This is a genomic window from Bradyrhizobium sp. CCGB20, from assembly GCF_024199855.1.
In the GTDB taxonomy this organism is placed as follows: domain Bacteria; phylum Pseudomonadota; class Alphaproteobacteria; order Rhizobiales; family Xanthobacteraceae; genus Bradyrhizobium.
Map to the genome: position 1 here is coordinate 2586886 of NZ_JANADN010000001.1, position 21862 is coordinate 2608747.

Sequence of the window (21862 nt, forward strand, 5' to 3'; positions counted from 1 at the left end):
GTTAACGAGCCGGGGACTATATTTTTGCGCGCGGCTCGAACTTTTCGGGAACCGCTCAAAAGGCGGATTTGGCTATTAGGACACTGCCAAAATCAACTTAGGACACTTGGGGTCAAATACGGACAGTACCGCTCTGTTGTCCAAACCTAGATGGGCAGCAGCTCGCGACGTTTCCATTCGAGCCAATTAATGTACATTTGGTCCAAGTATTCCTTGCGAATCTGGCCGCGAGCGGGAAAATATGCAGCGCGCGCCTATTTGTGGGGGGCTGCGCCGAACGGCCTCAGCGTCCGCGCCAGCCCCGGACCTGCTTGAAGCCGTTTTGCTTTGGTCACTAGCCTGTGGCACGCCCATTGCAAAGTTGAAGCCAACTGGGATTTCAGAGCTCAGTTAGAGAATAAGACGCTGCCGGGACGCGTATTTCGAGCCCGGCAGCGTTCTAATTTGGGACGAATGGGGCACCCGCCGCCTCGGTCGGAGCGCGTTCCCGCCGGAGAGGCCCTCCTATCGCGCGAGAAGATCCTCGCCAGGCGGGAGCAGCTTCACATATGTGCCGCTCTCGTGAAGCATCAGCCAGCCGCGTTCGACGGCGTACCGAATCCCAGCGCCGAACTCGCTGCCGCTGGCCTTCAGCTTGAATAGGAATGGCGCGTTGATCCGCTCGATGTAGATGCGGCCGTCCTGCACCGGCTCGATACTGGCCGCGAGTTCGACGAGCTTTCGGGCAGCCAACTCCCGGTCCGCATAGGGTCGTCCTTCGGCGTGCTTCATGCGCAGCTTTCCATATTTGATCCAGTCTTCCTAACTCCAAATTTGGAGTTCTGCCTAATTCAGCTAGGGTTGCCATGCAACCAACGCGCATTGTTGTGCTTGTAGGCCCATGAAGGGTTCATTTGGTGCGGGTGATAACTGACAGCGGCGAGCGCCAGATCTGGCTTGCAGCGACGGAGCGCGACAACGCTGTCGACTACGTGCTCGATGCGATCCCCGAGGGCTGGAGGGCCAGCCTAGTCCAGCGGGAGTTGAGCGCCGAGGATGCGGCGGCCTTGCAAATGAAGCCAGGAGAAGTCCGCCAGCATCGACTGTCTTGATAGCCTTGCGGGTGCGCTAGGGTGTACTCATAAACCCGAATCAGCCTTGCGCGGAGGTAGGGCCAGTGTCCGTTTAGTCTTCAAGACCGGACATCGCCAGTTCGCCCTAGCTAGTCCGCTAAGGACCAGAAGCGGTCGTTCCAATTAAGTGGACAAAGGGCCAAACGGAAACGCACGATCTCTTCTTCAGCAACCATCTTTGCCGGCAACGCGTTTTTGGTTCTAACCAGCAGGCATTTGGCGCTTGATAAGCCTCAGGCGGAAGATAGGCGCGATAATGCTCGACGTACCAATCACTTGTGCGCGCACACTGCTGAACGGCCTTGCGCCCGTTCATCGCCCCTCGCCATTCGGAGAGGCCGACGCAGCCGAGCGGCAGCCGGAATTCGCTCAGCTGCTCCAAGGCGCCCACCTGCTCGAACCAGGGATAAAGCGCAATGTCCGTCAGGGTAAAGCGATCTCCGAACACATAAGGCCCCCCTCCGGGGGCGCTTTGCCATTAACTCGTTCTCGAGAAACCACACGCTATCGACCATCTCGGCAGCAAGCTTCCGTCTCGCTTCCTCTTCCCGCGTGAAGATGAAGCGGTGCGTCGCCGAATAAAGTCGATCATCGACAAACTTGACCCAGATCCGGGCATGCGCCCGATCGGGAAGCGAGGCTGGCATCAATGGCGGGTCAGGGAAGACCTCGTCGAGATATTCGCTGATGACAGCCGATTCCCATAGCTTGGCCTCCCCGTGCAGCAGCAACGGGACCCTGCCACAGGGCGAGATCCGCACGAAGCTAGCGGGCTTGTTCTTGAGATCAATCTCGATCGCTTCCGCCAAAACACCCTTCTCGGCGAGCGCTAGACGCACCCGGTGCGCAAAGGGGCACAGCTTAAAAGAGTAAAACTGAAGCATGGGTCCGGTCATGTCTTTGGCCGCCTGACAGGTCATTCCGTCACGTCCAATCCACGCGCGATCGCGGCGACCTGCTCGAGCTTGACAGGTCGGACCAGTGGATCGGCGTGGCGGTGCGCCAGTTGCAACTCGGAGCCTGCCTTACGGTAGACCTCCGTTACGCGCAGCGACCAGTCTTGCTCGGGCAGCCCTCCCACCTCTGCAGTCTGCCGCTCGATCATGACGAGCACCACCATGTCCTCGCATGCGTAGGTCTGCAAGAGTTCCAGGTCGGTCTTGCCGTTGCGGAAGTACCGAGCCCGCTCCGCCATGCGCCCCGGGCTCATGTCGAAGCCGCGGCTCGGAGGGCCGCCGAAGGGTTGCATCAGGGTGAAGTCGGCGGCGATACGAACGAGATCTGACCAGCGCTGCATGTCGCCTCGCATGAACGCCGCATTCTTCTCGGCAGCCCGGGCCACCAGCTCCGCAACGGGTTCGGCGGCAGCCGCGGAATCGATGGAAAGGGAAGCGACTGCCGCTACCGCGAGCGCGGTACGCCTGGTCATCGCTTGTACCTGCTGGTCCTCATTGCCAATTTGCTCTGACATTGCACTGTCCTGTTCAGTATTCGTGACGGCGATCGCCGTCGTGGGTTCCTGGTCGGTTACCTGTCGATTTGGATTGCAACGGATGAGAGATGGTCTCATCTTGCACATGAAGCCAGTGATAAGAACTCAGGACCGTGCTGAACGCAGCTCAGCTCCTTCGCATCGATCTCCGTCTCCTCGTCTTGTTCAGCACAGTGCTAGAGGAGGGCCATGTGGCGCGCGCGGCGCAGAGGCTCAATCTCACCCCGTCCGCGGTCAGCCATGGCCTGCGCCGACTGCGGCGCCTCCTGCATGACCCGTTGTTTCTAAAGACGCCCAGTGGCGTGAAGCCGACGGACCGGGCGCGGGCGCTCGCGGGTCCCGTTGCCGAGTTGCTCACCCGTGTGGAAGGGATCGTTTCAACGGCAGGACCATTCAATCCGAAAACCGCGCAACGCTGCTTCACGATCGGTGCGCCGGATGCGCTGGCGGCCGTCTTTCTCGGACCATTGGTTGCCTGCCTGGCACGTGAGGCGCCGGGTATCGACGTCCGGCTTCTGCAGCTGATGCCGCAACATCGCGGCAGGCCGACGAGCCAGGTCTGGCAGACCACTCTGACGGAGATCGATGCGCAACGGCTCGATATTGCGGTTCTGCCGATCGGCCCGCCACCGCCTCGCTTCGCCGAGCGGCTGCTCTTCGAGGAGGACTTCGTCATTGCCATGCGAAAGGGGCATCCGCTCGCACGCAAGCCGAGCCTCCCGGCTTATCTAGCTGCGCGGCACATGCTCGTTTCGGCTATCGGCGATGCATTGGGGGTCGTGGATGCCAAGTTGGCCGAGAAAGGACATTCGCGGCGTGTTGCGCTGACGGTACCGAATTTCATGATGGCTCTGGTGCAGCTGGCCGAGAGCGATCTGGTAGCGACCTTGCCCCGTCACCTGGTCGAGCGCCATGCCGCGCATTTTAATTTGGTTACGCGCGCGGTGCCGCTTCCTTGGACGCCTGATCCGGTGCGCATCATCACATCGCAGGCCGCGATGGCCGATGCCGGCATCGCCTGGCTGTTCGAGACCATCGCGCGCTGCATCGGCCTAGGCAAGGCGCCGCGCTCGGGAAAGGCGGCGCGGATTCGCAATTGAGCTCAGGACCTGCTGAGGACGTCGGCCTCCGCTTTCTGAAGACAGGCCTTGCTACCTATGTCGCACCTTGCACCAGCGAGCCGGCGATGAGATTTGCCCTGTGTGCTTTTGGGGGGCGACGGGGAAGATGATCACGATGCTGGTGAGGTCCGGCGTGGGCCCAATAGATCACTATCGCTTACTAGAGCGGGTGCTTCGGATCCGGCACACGCAGGCACCTTCGCCCTCCCACAGAAGTAGAGCGCTAAATTACTGTCCATCGAGCTTAGCGGGCCGAGCTTGGTCCGCTACGGGTCACAAGCCGCCGACCACGCTCAAGCTGGCAGACTTCCCCTTTGTGTTGGTAAGCGGACGTTTATGAGTATGTGCCCTAGTACGATTCTGGAGCTTTTCGGCCGCTTGCGCAGCAAAGATGTGCTGGCGGGGGAGGTAGCTCTCCGCCGGCTTGCAGCTGTCAAATTACGAACCGCAGACGCAGCGCATGAGGCGTGTTTCTGCCTCACTGTCGAGCTTCTCGCCACGCGCCCGACTTGGCCGCAACCTCAGCCCTCCAATCGCGATCTTGGCGCCATTCGGCCTAGACATTGTCGGCGATGCTCGGCTGCGGATCCGATCACACGGTCTCGGCATACCGCGTTTTCATCTGACGTGGTTTTGAGCGATGATCGGTTCTCGACTGGTACGGAGATTTGGGCGTTGAATCTTCGGGTGACGATATCAGCAGTGTTTGTGGTCGTTCTTGGATCGCTTGCTTCGGCTTGCGTGAGCACGTTGGCCCATTCAGCTGCTCCTTGAGCTCGTCGTGACCACCTTCGCGGCGACAGATAAAAATTCCTTCACCGTTTATCTTCTTCCGTGCGCAGGCGGTTACGTGCCACGCGAAATATTTGACAGCTTCAAAATGAAAAGGGGCAGCGTTAGCCATAGCAGTCCGTATGCGTCAAACAGAGCTCCGGTTAGAGACGATTGCGCAATATAGTAGGCAAAGACGCATGCTGCGACTGTGGTCGCGATCGCCGCAGGGTCTTTGCCGCGTCCCAGACTGGAAATGAGGCCAAGCAGTGATCCGGCAACAAAGGTCGCGAACAATGCGTACCAAGGGCCTGCCTCGGCATAGCCGGAGATGTTCACAGGTGCAGGCTGATAGCCTGTCGTGGACGTGACATTTGGAAAGACCTTAGGAAATATTAGTGTTGGCGGGAAGCATCGTTGCTCACCAAAGACTCGACGTAGCCACGATGGATCGATGCCACATCGGCGTTCTGGGTCTGAGAAGGTTTCTACATAGAAGGGAAAGCCGACGGCCATCCTCAATAAGTTGGAGCGAACCATCCGGATCGCGAAGATCCGAAACGTTGACAGGCGATCTGGTCGCGTTCCCTCTGGTCGCGATCCCTCCGCAAAGGGTGCGGGCGATACAACGTGTTCAGCAGCGCAAAACTGAGTGATGCTAAGCGCGAGGAAGAGAGCGGCAGCAATCGGCAGCACGAGAATGCCGCTGCGTAAAACTCCGAATTCTGAGAGTGCGAGCGTCAGCGCCACCATCAAGAGGTAGATGAATGCTGGCGCCTTCTGCATTGTCGCAAGGTCAAGACTGAGAATGACGACGCTTAGAACGAAAAAGGACAGCAACGCCGGTTTGTCTTTACCCATCACGCCGCGTGCAAGCAGATAGCAACTGAGCATCGGGAGGCTCGCAAAGGCGAAGGCAAAGTAGAAGTTTCCAAGCGAACTCTGCAATTCGGCCCGACGCAGGATCTTGGCTTCGTAGCACGAGGTCAGGTCCCATGGGGCTGTCAGAAGGTTGTGGCCGCCAGACAGCGAAAGGCGATAGAGGCAGTAGGCAGTCATCGCCAACGCGGTGGCGATTGGAAACCAAATGGGTACCTTTGATTTTTCAGAGAAGATGGGGCGATCGATCAAGCCTCCTGCCAGCACCGCGGCTGTCGGCAGCGCGACCACAAAGACTAGCAGCAGCATCCAATACGTCAGAGAGCCGAGGGTGGCCCCCGAAATGATATTGGGTTCATGGCCCACGTACGCCATGAGCTGGTCGCGGCCGAATGAGAAAGGGAAGATCGCCGCGCCGACTCCCGTCGTAAGGATATAGGCGCCCACTGCAATAGAAATTGCTAGGTAAGTGCGCTTCACAGCTCTTCCCGCATAGTCTGTGGGCGCGCGCTAAACGCTGCGCTTATTGCTCGAATGTGGCCCGGTTGTTCTGTAAACAGTGTCGCGACCCTTGAGGGTAAAGAAGGCCTTCGAAAGGCGAAGCGGCAACCCTTGGGGAAATCCACGGGGAGCTACGGGACTGCAGCACTGTTGGCGGTATCCTCTAGTCGTCCGCGCTGGTGGTTCTTGGCGCGCAGCGCGGTCCGCTCTCCAGTCATTTCCTCCACGTAGTCCTCAATGGTTAACTGCTTCTCGCGGTTGCCGAAGCGCCCGGGCTTTCGTGCCGACGATGAGGTAGCGCGAAGTCGATCGAGCTCAGCGAGGTCTGCCTTCAAGCGTTCGTCTTCTGCTCCTCATCGATCTTGCGCTTCCGTCCATTATGGTGAGCTTTCGCGGCCGCGCGGTTCTCTGCCCTGGGCATGACGTCATCGAAACGCGGCGCCAGCGAGAGTAAAATTGTCGTTTATAGTGGCTGGAAACCAGCGCGAGCTGCTGTACTTCATGGGTGGGAACAGGTCGCTCGGGCTGCCGATCCGGCTGTGACAAGGAGCGCCGAACGACCGAGATCGGACCTTGCCGCAACCTTGGAACTATATGCACGCTACTCGCACAAGTGTTGTTGCCACAGTTTTGCACCACAGCAGGATCAGCATCTGCCAATGGGCGCACGTGGTCGAATGAAACGAGACGTGGAAGAGCTCTGGCGGCTAGAGCAGATCTGCCTAGCTGAGGCCGCGCTTGCCTCGATGCATTGCGAGCGGATCGGACTACTGAAGGTCGCCGAGGATTGTAGGCGCTCGGCGGCCGAGATCGAGGCGCGGGCCGCCCTTCAGAGTCAAGCTCGCAGTTTTTTTGGGGATATCGTGGATACGCAGACACCAATGGGCCCGGTCGCGTGGGCGTGCGGTTTGATCAGCTTGGCGCTGTTTGTCGCGCTCTATCTTCCTTGGTAAGCCGATCGCGAGTCCATCACAAAGGCCCGCCGGTTCACGCTGGCGAGTTTTTATCGCTGACGCTTAACGAACGAAAACTCGTTAGGACCGGCGATTCCTTTGTTAATATTTTCCCTGATGACGTGATTTTAGATCGGCTTTAAAATCGTTCCTGCTTTGGAACGCGGCGGGTTTTGGAGCTGGGTCATGCGAGGCTTTCGTGCTTATCTAATCGGCGAAGACGGTCACATAGTGTCTCGAGTTGACATTGAGGCGCAGGACGAAGCGGTTGCGAGAGAGCGAGCCAAGCAGCTGGTGGACGGGCACGCCGTAGAGCTTTGGGAAGGTGCGACCAGGCTCGCTAGGTTTGAGCCCATTACGAAGCACTAAATGCGTTAAGGCCGCCAGTTGGCCCGGAGGGACTACCGCCGAATCTTCCAGTGCGGATTTTACGGGTTGGGTGTAATTACACGGGATGGAGCGGACACCGGAAGAGCGTTGGGAACTACAGTTCTCTCTGATCACGAAAGTGGAGCAGTGCCGAAGGCTTGCGCGCCAAATCAACGATCCGGTTATTGCCCAGCGCCTACTTGCTCTCGCTGACCAATACGTTCGCCAAATCCAAACCGGCAGCGACGAGTAATGCCGCCTCAGTTAGCAGCCTAGGTCGCGAAGAGGGAGTGCGTCGCGGGCGACCTTGGGATTCACCTATCTTCCCCCTTATCCGAACCGGCTTCTCCTGCATCCCAACCCTTCTCTGTAGGCTGATAACGTTCTCCCTGTTTCACCAGCCAGCCGCCTTCAACCATCTTCTCTGCCAAAGCCTTCGAGCATGCCAGCTGGTTGCTGCCGGGGTAATACAGGCCGTCTCTGCGCTCGACCATAAAGCCGTAGACGCGCACCAGGCGAAGCGCTTTCAGCATGCCGGGAATGAGAACTACGGTCGTGCTCGTCATTGCTCTCAAAGCAACGCCACCACCGAACGTTCCCGAAGCCACTCGGCAAAACCTGCGTCAAATTTATCGATTTCAGCGGCTCGGAACGAGCGCGAGCCGCTGCGGGTCGTGGGTGTGTAGAAATATTCACCCGTCGCTGCGCTTCACACCCTCCGCAACCGCACGCTCGACCTCAGCGGCGAGCACGCTTAGGTGATCGGCAGCCGGGTGAACAGTTCGCGCTTCTTTGGATCGGTCGCCAGATCGGCGCGCACACGGCTGCATCCGTGCGGAGCTTTTCCAACGGGGCCTGCATGTCTTCCATGCAGCTACTCCGTTCCCCGAGGGATCAATATAGCCACCGTCCGAAAGCTAACAGAACAGATTGCCGCTCTTTCCTAGGCTGTTGCTTGGCCTTCCTCAAGGTCCAAGCACCTCCAACGGCCCGGCCTCCACACCCCAAAAAGCCCCTACGGCCGGGGCCGTCATTAGCAGGCGCCCTCTTGAGAATGGCACCCCGGGGTAGATAAGCCGTTGCGAGTTTGGTGCAGGTTCCGAAGGACAGCCTTACCGTTCCTTCTTGCCTGCCTTCTTTTTACATTTCAGGACGTCGGCCTGGCTTTGGAACGCGCGTGCTAGGGCCTGCAGCTCCTCTGAAACCTCGGCATCTACGGTGGTCTTTGCGGCGCGAGCAGCTTTTTCAGCTTGCTTACGCAACTGTTTGATCTCCTTCGACATAGGTCAGTCCCCATGTGCCCGTTTGTTTGCACTACCCAATTATAGCATTTCGCCCCCGTTGAGCAGCCGGACATACGTGCCGGACTCGTGCAGCTCGAGCCAGCCGCGCTCGATCGCGTATTTGAGCCCGGCGCCGAACTCGCTGCCGCTGCCCTTTAGATTGAACATGAACGGCGCGTTGATGCGCTCGATATAGATATCGGCCAACCTGGACCGGCTCGATGCCAGCGGCGATCTCCACCAGCTTGCGCGCGGCCGCCTCCGGGTTCGCATAGGTCGTCCTTCGGCGTGCTTCATCGGCGTGTCCCATTAGCCGCCTGCGCGGCGGTGATGTGTGCGCGGTGAGGGTAGCTCTCCGCTGGATTGCAGCTGTCAAATTTCGGACGGCAGACGCAGCGCATCAGCGTGCTCGGGATCTCGCTGTCGAGCTTCTCGCCGCGGCCGCGCCTGGCTATCAAATCCGCGCGCCAGTCGCGATCGCGGCGCCATTCGGCAAAGGCGCTATTGGGGATGTCGGGCAACAGTTCGGACCAGGCGGTCTCGAAGGCCTCGCGAGCGGCTTCGAAGGTCTCGGCCGTCCCGCTGCAGTGCTGGCCGGGCTCGAGACCGGGATAAAATCCGCAGGACCAGCCCCACTGATCGGCGGCTGTCAGCACGCCGGCTCGCGTGCCGATCGTGCCGACACGAAGGTCGCCGAAATAGATATGCCAGGTCTTCTGGTGCGTATTGTCGCTACGGCGTCGGGTGAGGGCGGTCATGCCCGAATAATAGGAGTTTGCCAGAATAACAGCCAGCGTCTGCAGCCCTGCGGGCACAAAAGGAGCGAGCCCAAGGGATTGGTCGAGATAGTCGCCACGCGATGTTAGTCTAAGCCGCCTCATAGACTGGTCGCATTTAATCCTATCGATAGTCTGCGAGACAAATGCAGCGTCCACACTCAAACGCGGCAGCTCCTGCGGAAGGATTTTCGGCGGAGATAATCGCCGCTATTTTCTCTCGGTTAGACAAAGCAGGCTTTCGGCAGGCCGCGATCAGCTAGGGAACGTAACGCCAGTGTGTCCGAGCTTGTGGCGGCTCGGGGAAGCTGCGGATCTCCCCCAATCGCGGGGACTTGTCGCGTTTGTCGATAAGATCGGCAGGAGTGGACCCGACCTTGCGCCGTGTTCGCGTACAATCTGCACTGGGGCGAAGCGCTTCCCTGTTTGGAAATGCTAGCTAAGCAATTGATATTGCTAGGGGCGAGTTCGAACGTTTTTTCCAAATGCGCCCTGAAATCACTCACTAATCAAGCAGGTTTTGATTCCGCCATTCGGAGGTTCGATCCCTCCCGCCCCAGCCAGCGCCTATCCCTCGTACTGATCCGGTCCCATGGCCCACAGCGACTGATCGTGGCCGGCCGCGTAGTTGCGGTTGTTGATAGCAGGATTGCGATTGACCATCGGGCGCATGAACATCGGGTGGGTGGCGCTGCGCACCTCGTGCTCGACGGTGAACAGATGCTTGCCGCTGTCGAGATCGACGATGTCGCAGAAGCGGTACTGATATTGATTGTCCTCGCGCGAGATCAGGTCGCGCGCCAGCAGCTTGCGATAAGGGCCGGAGAAATCGGTGATGTACATCTGCACATGGTGGCCGTCATAGCCGCCCTGGGGCCGGTCGGTCTCGCGGAACAGCAGATGCTGGTCGCGGCCGGTCTTCACGGCCGCAATCTGGCCGTCGCCGTTCCGCAAGCTCGCGGGCATGCCCATGATCTCGGGGTAGAAGGCGCAGATCGCCTTTGCGGTGCCGATGGGCACGTCGAACTCGACATAGGGAATGCCGAGCGCGATGCGCCCGAAGCGCGCGGCGTCGGGCTCGTAACAACGCATGCGGTTGCCCCAGGGACAAATCGCCTCGACATGATCATTGTGTTCGGTGAACGCGAACGCCGTGCCTTCGAGCTTCTTGGCGACCGACGCCAGCCGCGCCAGCAGCGCCTCGCGGCCCTCGATGACCAGCCCGGTATGGCCGCGCAGCACCTGCGGCTTGCCGCTCGGCAGATGAAACTGGCTCCGTCCGGCGTTGATCCACATGTTGGTGTCGGAGACCATCAGATAGGGATCGCGGGTGAGCCCGAGTCCCGTGACGTAGAACAGCGTGGCGAGGCGCTGGTCCGGGACCTGGATGTTGACGTGCTCGAAATGAATGGCGTTGCCGAGATCTTCTGCGGATCGATCGAATTGTTGCGGCATGGATGAGCCCTGGCTTGAGGACGGACGGGGGGCATACTAGAGCACAATTTCCGCCCGCCGAAACTGTTCGCCGATCACATCTTGAGAGCAGAGCAGCATGCCCGCTCTGCCGCCTTGCCGTGGCAGCCAGTCCCTGTAATCTGGCCAAAACATGCGGCATGCAATGCAGGGAAGGGATCGATGGGAGGAGTTCTGGAGGGCGTGCGCGTGCTCGATTTCGGGCGCTATATCGCGGGGCCCTATTGCGCGACCTTGCTGGCCGAATTCGGCGCCGAGGTCATCCGCGTCGAGAAGCGCGACGGCAGCGAGGACCGCTTCGTGGCGCCGGTCGGCGAGAACGGCGAAGGCGCGCTGTTTCTCCAGGTCAACCGCAACAAGAAGTGTATCACGCTCGATCCGATGAAGCCGGAGGGCCAGGAGGTGATGCGCCGCCTGATTGCGACCGCGGATGTCGTCGTCGCCAATCTGCCGCCGCAGACCCTGCGCGCGATGAAGCTCGATTACGAGCAGCTGAAGGCGATCAAGCCCGACATCATCCTGACCACGGCGACCGCATTCGGCGGACCGGGCCCCTGGTCAGACCGTGTCGGTTTCGACGGTGTCGGGCAGGTCATGTCGGGCTCGGTGTATATGACCGGTGCCGGCGATCCGCCTTATCGGGCCGCGGTGAACTGGGTCGATTTCGGCACGGCGCTGCATTGCGCATTCGGGACGCTGGCTGCGCTGATCGAGCGCGGCAAATCCGGACGCGGGCAGATCGTCGAGGGCGCGCTGCTCGCAACCGCGCTGTCCTTCACCAACGCGACGCTGATCGAGCAGGCCGTCATCAACGTCAATCGCGTGCCGACAGGCAATCTCGGCCAGACCGCAGCGCCGGCGGATATCTACCGCACCAAGGACGGCTGGGTGCTGTGCCAGGTCACGGGCCATCCGCTGTTCAAGCGCTGGGCGAGGCTGATGGGCGAGGAGGAGCTTTGGCTGAACGATCCGCGTTTTGCCGACGACATCAGCCGCGGCAACAACGGTCCTGTCATCAGCGAGCGGATGGCGCGCTGGTGCGCCGAGCGCACCACGCAGGAGGCGGTCGACACCCTGGGCAAGGCGATGATCCCGACCGGGCCCGTGCTGAGCCCGCAACAGGCGCTCGATCATCCGCACATCCGCGCCGCCGGCTTCATGCAGGACGTCGATTATCCCGGCCTGCCGAAACAGGCCCCGGTCGCCCGGGCCGCGGTGCGGCTGTCGGAAACGCCGGGCGAGATCGCATCGCGCCCGCCGACGCTCGGCGAGCACACCGATCTCGTCCTCACCGAGCTCGGCTATGACGCGGCTGCGATCGCGGCGCTTCGGCAGGGCGGTATCATCTAGTCGGCATAAGTCAGGAATTCCTCGGGCTTCGGATCGCCACGCCGGGTTCGATGGTCAGCGACTCCAGACGACGTTCGGCGGGGCGTGCAACCAACAGATACAGGACCAGGGCGAGAAGCGCTGCCGCCGCCATCACCGCGGTCATTGAGAGCGCGGTCCGACCGTCGAAGCGAACCGCCACCAGCCCGCTGGCTATCGCGCCTGCGGTCAGCTGGATGCTGCCGGCGGCGGCGCTGACGGCGCCGGCGATCTCGGGGAGGCGCTGCATCGTCGCGCTCATCACGTTCGGCAGGCTCAGGCCGAAGCCAAGCGCGACCGCCATCAGAAGCGTGACGACGAGAGCCGTCGGCATCCAGCCGGCCAATGTCATCGCGAGCAAGGCGACGCTGGCTGCGGCCGACAGCGTCAGCCCGGTTGTCAGCATGCGCGCCGAACTTGCACCGCGCCGGCCGAGCTGGCCGTCGAGCAGGGCGCCGCCCATCACGGCCGCCGAGCAGGCACTGAAGATCAGCCCGTATTGTTCGGGGCGCAGCCCGACGGCGCCGACGAAGTACAGCGAGGCGCCGGTGACATAGGCAAACACCGTGGCGCCGCCGGTGGCGCCGACCAGGATGAAGGGCAGCGAAACCGGATGCGTCAGCACGCGCCGATAGCTGTCGATCACGGCGGATGGCACCAGACGGCCGGATGGGGCGATCGTCGCGGTTTCGGTGAAGCGAAACATCACGACCATCAGCAGCATGAAACCGATCCCGGCCTGGGCCGCATAGATCGACTGCCAGCCGGCAGCCGCCAGCAGGGCGGCGCCCGCCGTCGGCGCGATCACGGTGGCGACGTTGACGGCGACCATGACGTTGGCGATCTTGCCGCGTGCGGCGTCGCCGTCGAACAGATCGCGGATGATGGCAAAGGTCGTGGCGGTTGCGGCGGCGCCGATGCCCTGAACGAAGCGGCACAGCAGCAGGACCGGCAGCGAAGGGGCAAGCGCGCAACCGACGCTGGCGGCGACGAACAGCGCGAGGCCGAATGCGAGAACCGGCTTGCGGCCAAGGCGGTCCGAGACCGGTCCGTAGATCAGCGGCGCGATGGCCAGGCTGAGCATGAACGCGCTCATCGTCAGTCCGACATCCGATGCGCTCGCGCCAAGCGTGACGCCGGTGGCGGCGAGTGCCGGCAGATTGATGTCGATGCCGGAATACGGCACGGCCGCAAGAAGGCCGAGCAACAGCGTGAATGCGAGGGATTGAGGCTCGATACGCATGGACGAATACCCGATGAGGTGTGATGAGGTTTCGCGAGGCGATGGAGCGCGGTCGCTCCGCGCTCCATCGCTCCGTTCAGCCGTGCGATCAGGCACGCCGGCCGACACGTCGCCCCTGGCTCGCTGCGGCCGCGCGGAGGCGCGATACCTCGGTCTCGTCGGTCACGAGCTCGCTGAGGACGCGGAGGATTTCCGCCGGCGTATCGATCTCGGCGAACTCGTCCGCGATCTGCGTTGCGCGCAATTGATAGCGCGGCTGGTCGAGCACCGCTCGCACCGCGTCGCGCAAGGCCTCCGGAGTCGGTTCGTTGGTCGCGAGGTTGATGCCGACGCCGGACCAGGCGACCCGCGCGTTGACGTCGGCCTTGTCTTCGGTCATTCCCGCGGTGACCAGCGGGATGCCGAAGCTCATGGCCTGGTTGACGCTGCCATAGCCGCCATTGGTGACGAGTACGTCGACGTTCGGCAGCAGCCATTCGAACGGCAGATAGCTGGCGATGCGCGCGTTCGACGGGACTCTGCCGGGGATGGCGTCGACCGGGCGGCCGCCCGCGGTCGCGATCACCAGGATGTCGGGCTCGTCGGCGAGCGCGGCCAGCGTCGGGGCGATCAGCAGATTGAAATTGTGATTGGCCACCGTCCCCTGCGTCACCAGAACGATCTTGCGTGTACCGTCGAGCTGCTCGGCCCATGACGGCGGCGGGACCTGGTTGGCAATGATCGGAGGCGTGCCGACGAAATGCACCGAGGACGGGATCTCGCGAGGGAATTCGAAGCTCGGCACCGACAATTGCAGGTAGGCGTCCGCGAGAGCGACCACGGAATGGAAGAGCGGCATCGCTATCGGCCCGACGCCGAGGGTCTTCAGGGCCCGGTTCAGTCGCAGTGACACCGGCTGATCGACCGCCGCATCATAGTCCCGCGCCATCGCCGCGTAATGATCGCGCTCCTCGTCGGTCTTTGCAGGCGGCAAGCCGAGGAAATTGGGCGCGCCATCCTCGCGCGCCCAATGCAGGAACGAGGTCCCGCAGAGCGCGATGGGGGGCCGCTGCGAGCGCGGTCCGAGCAACATCGGCAGCACGCCGAACAGCATGTCGTCGCAGACGATGATGTCCGCGGGGAATTGCCGCAACACCTGCAACAGTCCCTGGTGCTGGTGCGGAAGGGCGTCGACGAAAATGCGCTCGCAGGCAACACGGAACCACTCCAGCCCCGGAGGGATGGATTTGAGCTCGGGGACCCGCGAGAAGACGTCGCTCGGATCGAAGTCCGCGCCCTCCGGAAGGGGAAAAAATCTGACGCCGCTGGCTTCGACGCGGGCACGAAAGGCGGTGCCCGTCATGAAAGCAATCTCATGGCCTTCGGCGACCAGGATCTGCGTGATCGCCAGCATCGGATTGAGATGACCCGTCGCAGGCGTCGAAGCGATAAGAATCTTCATGGGAGATGACCTCTTGATGATCGATGCACGGTCGCCGCAAGGCGGCCGCTCGAGTGAGCAGAGGCAATTGAAGGGATCGCCGTTACGCCGAGGCTTCCGATGGCCGCCAAATGGTTACGCCGGCAACGCATCGTGGCGCGGCCAAGGCCGAAGGCCGGAGTCCAGGGCCGGAGCCAGCCCGGCAGCATGCAGGCGGCGACCATGTCGCCGCACAAGGATTACAAATGTAACGCGAGCGGCCGGCCGTGAAACAGAGCGGTAACGCTGCGCTCCTAACCTGCCAAATTATCAGCCTGGAGGACTGCCGGCATTCAGCGGCGATTTTGGCCGGGCGCGATTATTGAAGACCGATATATCGCGCGGATTTGACCGCGCAAAATTCGTTGAGGCGGAATTCTTCGAGGAAGACGCCATGCAGAACATTGTCGCCTTGATTGCGATGGCTGCGCTCATCGCATTCCTGGTTTGGTCAGGCGTTCGCGCCTTGCGGGCAAGGAATCCGCTGGTGAAGTGGGGCGGAGTGGTGCTGGCAGCAACGCTCGCCGTCGCGCTGTCAGGCGTCAGCGCGTTGACCGCAGCTGGCATCGTCAAGCAGCATTCGCGGTCTGCGCCGGTCCCCGATCTCGAGGTCGAGGTGACGCCGGAGCGAATTGCCCGCGGCAGGGCAGTCGCCGACGGCTTTTGCGCCGGATGCCATTCGAAGAGCGGCGTTCTGTCGGGTGGCGGCGATGTCGGCAAAGATCTGCCCCTTCCCATCGGCTCCTTCGTGCCCGCGAATTTGACTCCCGCCGGGGCCCTGAAGCATTGGTCCGACGGCGAGATCTTTCGTGCCATTCGCAATGGCATCGACGCGCGGGGACGATGGCTCGCGATCATGTCCTTTACCAACGCCGGCCGGCTCAGCGACGACGACACCAGGGCCGTCATCGCCTACATCCGCGGCTTGTCCCCGAGCGGCGAACAGACCCCGGATCCTCCGGATCGTTTCAGCCTGCTGGGCTTGGTGATGCTGGGCGCCGGAATGCTGCCGGATGCCAAGCCGGTCTTCACCGGTGTGGTCATCGCGCCGCCGAAGGAACCGACGGCGCGCTACGGCAGGTACTTGCTGTCTTATCAGGACTGCCGTGAATGTCACGGCAAGGATCTCTCCGGTGGGGTGCCCGGCCAGTTGCCGCCGCTCGGACCCGACCTCGCTATCGTCAAGGACTGGAGCCAGGCGCAGTTCGTCGCAACCATGCGCACAGGTGTCGATCCGAACGGACATCGGCTCACCGAGCAAATGCCGTGGCAGCCGATCGGGCGGATGGACGATGACGAACTCGCCGCGATCTACCAGTACCTCGTGAACCTGCCGCGCTTCTGACCCATCCCGGAGAATGACCTGGTGTGGCCGGTCTCGCCCCGGCTGCACTCATCGCTTATGCGTGCGCTCGAACAGCGGCGCCCCGGCAGCGGCGCGCGCAGTTGAAGGCGACGTCGCGCTCCAGGGAAAATTTTCACAGCCTTCTTGCTGCCAGTCGCGCAGCCGTCGTCATCGCCGAACGGTGCTTTCGTCACTGACGAACAATCACGTCGGCGGGCACACTGGAAATCGCCCAAAAGTAGCATTAGCTGGGATCACAATGCTTCACGTCTGCGACATTCAGCGGGATTGGCCGCAGAAATACCGGGTTGCAGCGTCATCGACATGCAATGGACGGCGTCGGCGCATGGCGATGTTTTGGCTGTCCCGGATATCATTTGAGCGATTGCAGATCTTGAACGCGACCCTGTTGGTTACGCCAGATTTGAGAGAGTAGTATGCTTGCAGATGTTGGCCACATCGTCGTTGTCGACGACGACCCCACCTTGCGACAGATGGTGATCAGATATCTGGAGGAGCACAACGTCCCGACCAGGGCGGCCTCCACCAGGTCCGAGTTGAACCACTATCTCGAAGCCGGTCAGCCCAGCCTGATCATTCTCGACCTTCGCCTCGGTCAAGACGACGGTCTGGATCTGTTGCGGGAGATCCGTTCGCATTCCGATGTGCCGGTGATCATCACGACCGGTCACCGTCCCGACGAGATCGATCGTATCGTCGGGCTCGAACTCGGCGCCGACGACTACATCATCAAGCCTTTCTCCCTGCGAGAGCTGCTGGCTCGCGTCCGGGCTGTGTTGCGGCGGCAGGAGATGGGCCGTGCTGCGCGGGCCCGCGATCCCGAGCGCGGAGGCTATCGATTCAGCGGATGGAAACTGGAACGCCGCGGCCGAAAGCTCGTCGATCCCAGCGAAACGCCGGTCCCGCTCAGCAAGGGAGAGTATGCCTTGTTGCTGGCCTTCCTCGAGGCGCCGCAGCGCCCCCTGTCACGCGAGCATCTGCTGCAGGCGACCCGCATCCATGAAGACATTTTCGATCGCAGCATCGACGTCCAGGTGCTGCGGCTGCGGCGCAAGCTGGAGGCCGATCCGAGTGCGCCGCGCGTCATCCAGACCGAGCGCGGCGTCGGCTATGTGTTCGCGGTTCCTGTAGATCCGTTCTAAACGCGGCCGCGGGATTGCAACTGTAACCCCTTTGCCGGTGGCGGTGATCTCGGCGTAACGGCCGGCCCGCACATTTCTCCCATCAACAGCGTGTGGGAGATTTGAGATGAAGACGCATTCTCGCAATGTGGTCCGTGTTGTCCCGGATGCCATGGCGCGCGAGCGGCGCGGCCGTTTCGCGTGGTCTGACGGCCGCGGCGTGGCCGGTCGCCGTACGGACTGCACCGCGAGCCAGCGCTTGGTGGATCAGGGCTTGGCGGATCAGGGCCTCGCGGACATCGGCTCGCGGCCGGCGGCGCCGGCTGCGCAGCCAGACCGGGAGGTCAGCAAGTTCTGGTCTATGGTCTTTGCCCTCATCGAAGGGTTTGCCCTCTATGGTGCCGCGTTGCATCCGACCGCGGCCATGCCGGTTCACGCAATACTGGAGGCCAGGAGGCATTGGCAGCCGCGCCCGGAGGCTGGCGCGCCCGTGGCGCCGGTGCGGAACAGCGGCAGCGACGGGGCAGAGAGCAATGTCGTCGAACTCGATCGCGTCCGGCCGTTCAATGTGCAACGGGAGCGGCGTTGGCGTTGGCTGCGCTCGGCCGGTGGGACGCTGACCGACTTGCTGTCGCATTCGCGGCGGGAGCGCGAGATCGACAGGGCGGTTGCCGCTCTGGCGAAGCTCGACGACCAGACATTGCGCGATCTCGGAATCCAGAGCCGTTCGGATATCGAATGGACGGTGAGGTACTGTCATGATTGCTGACACGATCTATTTCGCCTTCGCCGGGCTGGGCCTATGTCACGCCGCGTGCCGCTCGATGATCCCGAGCGGCCTCAGGGCCGGCATGTTCGGTCTCGTTCCCCGGATCTGGCGATGGCCGCGTTCACGAAATCATCGCGCTTCGATCAAAAGCCCTTGAATTGACGCAGTTGCGTATCGCTTCCACCCCATATCACTGACAGTGCGACAATTGATCGGATTTCGTGGAGCAGGACCAGGCGCCGGCTATCGAGGCGGGTTGATCGCCATTTGCGCGGTGCTGTTGTGCTGCGTGGAAGTCACTCCCGCGCCGTCGCAGTCGCCGCCCCCGCCGGCACTGGACCGCGGCGAGCCAATCACGCCGATTCCTGCGGCTCGCGCCAACGATCCGCTCAAGGTCCAACTTGGCGAGAAGCTGTTTAGCGATCGCCGGATATCGCATGACAATTCCCGCACCTGCCAATATTGCCACGATGTCGCGACGAACGGCGCGAGCCAGAAGCCGCACGATGTTGCCCTCGACGGGATGGAGCTTCCGCTCAACACGCCCACGGTCTTCAACTCGACGCTCAACTTTCGTTTCACCTGGGAAGGGAAATTCCGCACCGTCGAGGCTGATATCAAGGCGTCGCTGGAAAGCCCGCACACCATGGGCAGCAGCGCGGCGGAGGCTGCCGAGAAGCTCGATGCCGATCTTGATATGCGAGGTCGTTTCCTCGCGGCGTATGGCCGCCGCCCGGAGGGTGGCGATGTCATCGACGCGCTTGCGAGCTACCAACGCACGCTGCTCACGCCGGGCGGCAGGTTCGATCGCTGGCTGCAGGGCGACGATGCAGCGCTGTCGGCCGACGAATTGGACGGATACCGCCTGTTCAAATCGCTGGGCTGCTCGGCCTGCCATCAGGGCGTCAACGTCGGCGGCAATCTGTTCGAGCGCCACGGCATATTCCACCCTCTCGCTTCGCCCGAGCCCAAGATCCTGCGCGTGCCGAGCCTGCGCAACGTCGCGACCACGCCGCCGTATTTTCATGACGGTAGCGCGCCGACACTCGACGACGCGGTTCGCAAGATGGCGCTGGCCCAGTTGAACGCGACGTTGACGGACCAGCAGGTCAAGGCGCTCGTCGCCTTTCTCGGCAGCCTGACCGGGACCTATCGCGGCGCGACCGTGGGAGGCGCGCCGTGAGATCCGCTCCACTCGTTGCCTGCGTCGCGTTCGTGCTCGCGCTTCTCACCTGGCTGCTGTTGAACGGGCTGAACATCAATTCGGCGCGTTATGACAGCCAGCTGCAGGCGCTGGGGGATTTCAGCCGGTTCGAACGCGGGATGACCAGGGAGGTCCTTACCGCGCGTGCCGGCCTGTCGCGCAATTACGACGCGCTGGTGCATCTGGTGAATGCCTATGACGATGCCTTGTCGCGGCTGCGCGACACCGCGGGCCTCGACCCCGAGCAGACCATGGCGATCGATGTGCTGTCGGCGCGGGCCGGCCGGCAGGAGAGCCTGATCGAGCGGTTCAAGAGCAGGAACGCGTTGCTGCAAAACTCCTTTGCCTATTTCGGCCTGTTCAGCGACAAGCTGGCCGCGTCGGATGACCGGCGGCTGGTGACGGCCGCCTCCGCACTGGCGGCGGCGATGCTGCGCCTGACGCTCGACACGTCGGACGCCGCCGCGCGCCAGGTCGAGGATCGGCTGGAAGAGCTGGCGCAACTTCAAACGCCGCGGGCGGAAACGGACTCGGTCCGGGCGCTGCTCACCCACGGGCAGATGCTGCACGATCTTCTGCCTGATATCGACACCATCCTGAAGACGCTCGTCGCCGAATCCAACAACCGCGAACAGGATGCCATGATGACGTTGATCCTGAAACGCCAGCTCGCCGCGCGCGCCTCGGCGCGCAAGACGCGCTTGCTGCAGTATATCACCTCGCTGCTGCTACTCTCGGGCATCATCTATTTTGGATTGTTGTTGCGCAAACGGGCCGTGACACTGCGCCGCCGTGCCGGGTTCGAACATGTGATCGCCAACATCTCGATGCTGTTCATCAATTCGAGCAACGAGAGGATCGCCACGGATGTCGAGATGGCGCTTCACCAGCTTGCAGGATGCATCGGTGCGGATCGAGCTTATTTTGCCTGCGTGCTCGGCACGACCATGCACACCTATCGGTGGTCCCGGGATGGCATCGAGTTGGAGCCGGGTTGGCCGGAGCGGGTGCTGAGCCTCGCGCCGCGATTGGACGGCGGCGAGGACGGCATCGTCTATATCCCCAAGGTGAACGCTTCGCATCCCCACGACACGATGAACCTGCTTGCCGAAGCCGACGTCAGCGGCTGGCTCTGCATCATGGCGGCCTACGGAAACCGCGATGGAATTCTCGGCTTCGATGCCGTGCGCGGAGGCGCGCTCACATATTGGCCCGAAGTCTCGCTGTTTCGCATGGCCTTTGACGCCATCGGCAATGCGATCCGACGAGCCCGGCTCGAAGGCGAGAAGGAGCGCCTGCAGAAAAGTCTGCAACACGCGCGTCGCATGGAGACCGTTGGAACCTTTGCCAGCGGCATCGCCCACAACTTCAACAACATCGTCGGTGCAATCCTCGGCTATGCCGAAATGGCCGATGCGCGAGTCCCGTCAGGAAGCGGGCCGGCCGCGAGTCTTGCGGAAATCCGCCGTGCCGGTGAGCGGGCGCGTGAGCTGGTCGAACAGATTCTCAGCTTCGGGCGCCGCGGCGAGGGCAGGCGGGAGCGCGTTTGCGTCAAGACCCTGGTCGACGAAACCAGGTCGCTGCTGGCCGCATCATTGCCGTCGCACGTCAAGGTCGAGGTCGTTGAGATGGCCGAAACGGCCGTCGTGATCGGCGAGCCGGCCCAATTGCAGCAGGTCATCCTGAACCTGTGCAACAACGCGGCGCAGGCGATGAATGAGCCGGGCCGCGTCGAGCTCCGCATCGAGGTGCGCGATCTCGCGAAGCCGTTGTTGGTCGGGCGCAACGAAGTCGGCCGGGGCCGCTTCATCGTCATTTCGATCGCCGATCCCGGGCCAGGCATGGATGAGGCGACGCTGGAGCGGATATTCGAGCCGTTCTTCACGACCCGCCCGGACGGCAACGGCCTTGGACTTGCGACGGTTCGCGAGATCGTCGAGCAACATGGCGGCGCCATCGCCGTGCAGAGCAAGCCGGATGCCGGCGCGCGCTTTGAGATCTGGCTGCCGTCCGGCGAGTCCGACGAGCCGCAAGCGCTTCAACACGGCTCCGATCCGGCGTTGCGCGGCGCCGGCGAAACCGTGCTCGTGATCGACACCGATCGCCGCCGCCTGTTGCGCTACGAGGAAATCCTCGCGGCACTGGGTTATGAACCCGTCGGCTTCACCGGGCTGGCGGCGGCGATTGCCGCCTGCCGCGCCGCGCACACCCGTTTCGACGCGGCGCTGGTGTGTCATCTGCCCGGAGGCTCGTCACTCGATCTCGCGGCGGCGCTGCACGACGCCGCGCCGGCGCTGCCGATCATCCTGGCGGCGCCCTCGACGCGCGATCTGGCGATGCCGTCGCTCAAGACATCCGGCATCACCGAACTCGTTCACCACCCGCTGGCATCGGCGGAGCTCGCCGGCGTCCTGGCGCGGAGCATTGGCTCCCCGGCCACGAGCAGTCGATTGAAGCGAGCCGCCAGCGCGACATAGCGCCCGCGGCGGCTGTGTCCGCCGTTTCAGCGGTAACGCGATATCACCGCGGGCGAAATGGCCGGGTAGCCGCAACCTCCTATCCAGTGCACGCGTGTCCGCAATGTCACCGTTATAGGAGAATG

At 62.4% G+C, this 21862-nt stretch carries 19 protein-coding genes and 1 pseudogene; 8 read left to right on the top strand and 12 right to left on the bottom strand.

Annotation, left to right across the window (positions count from 1 at the left end; all coding sequences use genetic code 11):
* Nucleotides 1-504: 504 nt before the first annotated feature.
* From NLM15_RS12025 to NLM15_RS12035, 4 genes and pseudogenes are all read right to left on the bottom strand, one after another.
* Nucleotides 505-771, bottom strand: a complete 267-nt coding sequence (locus tag NLM15_RS12025) for a hypothetical protein (protein WP_254117094.1) — start codon at nt 769-771, stop codon at nt 505-507.
* A 438-nt stretch (nt 772-1209) separates the two neighbouring features.
* On the bottom strand, nt 1210-1560 hold the full coding sequence (locus tag NLM15_RS44025; protein ID WP_375166836.1) for a hypothetical protein: 351 nt from the start codon (nt 1558-1560) through the stop codon (nt 1210-1212).
* A 214-nt stretch (nt 1561-1774) separates the two neighbouring features.
* Nucleotides 1775-2032, bottom strand: a pseudogene (locus NLM15_RS44030) (glutathione S-transferase N-terminal domain-containing protein); the annotation flags it as partial.
* Nucleotides 2029-2583, bottom strand: a complete 555-nt coding sequence (locus NLM15_RS12035) for a DUF4440 domain-containing protein (RefSeq protein ID WP_254117156.1) — start codon at nt 2581-2583, stop codon at nt 2029-2031. The pseudogene NLM15_RS44030 and the gene NLM15_RS12035, both read right to left, overlap by 4 nt.
* Nucleotides 2584-2717: 134 nt before the next feature.
* Here NLM15_RS12035 and NLM15_RS12040 point away from each other — a divergent pair, with 134 nt between their 5' ends.
* A complete protein-coding gene (locus tag NLM15_RS12040) occupies nt 2718-3704 on the top strand; it encodes a LysR family transcriptional regulator (protein WP_309143594.1) in 987 nt (328 codons plus the stop codon).
* Between the two features lie 867 nt (nt 3705-4571).
* Here NLM15_RS12040 and NLM15_RS12045 read toward each other — a convergent pair.
* Nucleotides 4572-5855, bottom strand: a complete 1284-nt coding sequence (locus tag NLM15_RS12045; RefSeq protein ID WP_254117158.1) for a hypothetical protein — start codon at nt 5853-5855, stop codon at nt 4572-4574.
* 710 nt (nt 5856-6565) lie between these two features.
* Between NLM15_RS12045 and NLM15_RS12050 the strand changes: the two genes are divergently transcribed.
* Complete coding sequence (locus NLM15_RS12050) at nt 6566-6829, top strand: hypothetical protein (protein WP_254117159.1); 264 nt, start codon at nt 6566-6568, stop codon at nt 6827-6829.
* Nucleotides 6830-7512: 683 nt separating this feature from the next.
* On the opposite strand, the gene NLM15_RS12055 is transcribed toward NLM15_RS12050, so the two are convergent.
* From NLM15_RS12055 to NLM15_RS12075, 5 genes are all read right to left on the bottom strand, one after another.
* A complete protein-coding gene (locus NLM15_RS12055; protein ID WP_254117160.1) occupies nt 7513-7764 on the bottom strand; it encodes a hypothetical protein in 252 nt (83 codons plus the stop codon).
* 546 nt (nt 7765-8310) lie between these two features.
* Nucleotides 8311-8481, bottom strand: coding sequence for a hypothetical protein (locus NLM15_RS12060; RefSeq protein ID WP_254117161.1), 171 nt, complete (start codon nt 8479-8481; stop codon nt 8311-8313).
* A gap of 39 nt (nt 8482-8520) precedes the next feature.
* Nucleotides 8521-8688, bottom strand: a complete 168-nt coding sequence (locus tag NLM15_RS43730; RefSeq protein ID WP_309143595.1) for a hypothetical protein — start codon at nt 8686-8688, stop codon at nt 8521-8523.
* A gap of 86 nt (nt 8689-8774) precedes the next feature.
* Nucleotides 8775-9422: a hypothetical protein gene (locus NLM15_RS12070; RefSeq protein WP_254117162.1), complete on the bottom strand. Its 648-nt coding sequence runs from the start codon at nt 9420-9422 to the stop codon at nt 8775-8777.
* A 402-nt stretch (nt 9423-9824) separates the two neighbouring features.
* Nucleotides 9825-10712: a VOC family protein gene (locus NLM15_RS12075; RefSeq protein WP_254117163.1), complete on the bottom strand. Its 888-nt coding sequence runs from the start codon at nt 10710-10712 to the stop codon at nt 9825-9827.
* 180 nt (nt 10713-10892) lie between these two features.
* Between NLM15_RS12075 and NLM15_RS12080 the strand changes: the two genes are divergently transcribed.
* Nucleotides 10893-12080, top strand: a complete 1188-nt coding sequence (locus NLM15_RS12080; protein WP_254117164.1) for a CaiB/BaiF CoA-transferase family protein — start codon at nt 10893-10895, stop codon at nt 12078-12080.
* A 10-nt stretch (nt 12081-12090) separates the two neighbouring features.
* Here the strand turns inward: NLM15_RS12080 and NLM15_RS12085 are convergent, their stop codons facing one another.
* Nucleotides 12091-13341 (bottom strand): MFS transporter, encoded by a 1251-nt coding sequence (locus NLM15_RS12085; RefSeq protein ID WP_254117165.1) that lies wholly within the window; start codon nt 13339-13341, stop codon nt 12091-12093.
* 88 nt (nt 13342-13429) lie between these two features.
* Entirely contained in the window at nt 13430-14782 is a 1353-nt protein-coding gene (locus tag NLM15_RS12090; RefSeq protein ID WP_254117166.1) for a glycosyltransferase, read from the bottom strand.
* Between the two features lie 412 nt (nt 14783-15194).
* On the opposite strand from NLM15_RS12090, the gene NLM15_RS12095 reads away from it, so the two are divergent.
* The 5 genes from NLM15_RS12095 to NLM15_RS12115 all read left to right on the top strand — a co-directional run bounded on the left by NLM15_RS12095 (nt 15195) and on the right by NLM15_RS12115 (nt 21737).
* Nucleotides 15195-16145 (top strand): c-type cytochrome, encoded by a 951-nt coding sequence (locus NLM15_RS12095; protein WP_254117167.1) that lies wholly within the window; start codon nt 15195-15197, stop codon nt 16143-16145.
* A gap of 437 nt (nt 16146-16582) precedes the next feature.
* Nucleotides 16583-17308 carry a response regulator gene (locus NLM15_RS12100; protein WP_254117168.1) on the top strand — a complete coding sequence of 242 codons (726 nt, stop codon included), beginning with the start codon at nt 16583-16585 and terminating at the stop codon, nt 17306-17308.
* Between the two features lie 106 nt (nt 17309-17414).
* Nucleotides 17415-18056, top strand: a complete 642-nt coding sequence (locus NLM15_RS12105; protein ID WP_254117169.1) for a DUF1127 domain-containing protein — start codon at nt 17415-17417, stop codon at nt 18054-18056.
* Nucleotides 18057-18312: 256 nt separating this feature from the next.
* The gene (locus NLM15_RS12110) at nt 18313-19239 is read left to right on the top strand and encodes a cytochrome-c peroxidase (RefSeq protein WP_254117170.1); all 927 of its coding nucleotides are present in this window, start codon (nt 18313-18315) and stop codon (nt 19237-19239) included.
* On the top strand, nt 19236-21737 hold the full coding sequence (locus NLM15_RS12115; protein WP_254117171.1) for a two-component system VirA-like sensor kinase: 2502 nt from the start codon (nt 19236-19238) through the stop codon (nt 21735-21737). Before NLM15_RS12110 ends, NLM15_RS12115 begins: the two co-directional genes overlap by 4 nt.
* Nucleotides 21738-21862: the final 125 nt, after the last annotated feature.

Coding starts and splice junctions, on each gene's coding strand:
- NLM15_RS12025 (WP_254117094.1), bottom strand. CDS start 771: ATGAAGCACGCCGAAGGACGACCCTATGCGGACCGGGAGTTGGCTGCC.
- NLM15_RS12035 (WP_254117156.1), bottom strand. CDS start 2,583: ATGTCAGAGCAAATTGGCAATGAGGACCAGCAGGTACAAGCGATGACC.
- NLM15_RS12055 (WP_254117160.1), bottom strand. CDS start 7,764: ATGACGAGCACGACCGTAGTTCTCATTCCCGGCATGCTGAAAGCGCTT.
- NLM15_RS12060 (WP_254117161.1), bottom strand. CDS start 8,481: ATGTCGAAGGAGATCAAACAGTTGCGTAAGCAAGCTGAAAAAGCTGCT.
- NLM15_RS12075 (WP_254117163.1), bottom strand. CDS start 10,712: ATGCCGCAACAATTCGATCGATCCGCAGAAGATCTCGGCAACGCCATT.
- NLM15_RS12080 (WP_254117164.1), top strand. CDS start 10,893: ATGGGAGGAGTTCTGGAGGGCGTGCGCGTGCTCGATTTCGGGCGCTAT.
- NLM15_RS12085 (WP_254117165.1), bottom strand. CDS start 13,341: ATGCGTATCGAGCCTCAATCCCTCGCATTCACGCTGTTGCTCGGCCTT.
- NLM15_RS12090 (WP_254117166.1), bottom strand. CDS start 14,782: ATGAAGATTCTTATCGCTTCGACGCCTGCGACGGGTCATCTCAATCCG.
- NLM15_RS12095 (WP_254117167.1), top strand. CDS start 15,195: ATGCAGAACATTGTCGCCTTGATTGCGATGGCTGCGCTCATCGCATTC.
- NLM15_RS12100 (WP_254117168.1), top strand. CDS start 16,583: ATGCTTGCAGATGTTGGCCACATCGTCGTTGTCGACGACGACCCCACC.
- NLM15_RS12105 (WP_254117169.1), top strand. CDS start 17,415: ATGAAGACGCATTCTCGCAATGTGGTCCGTGTTGTCCCGGATGCCATG.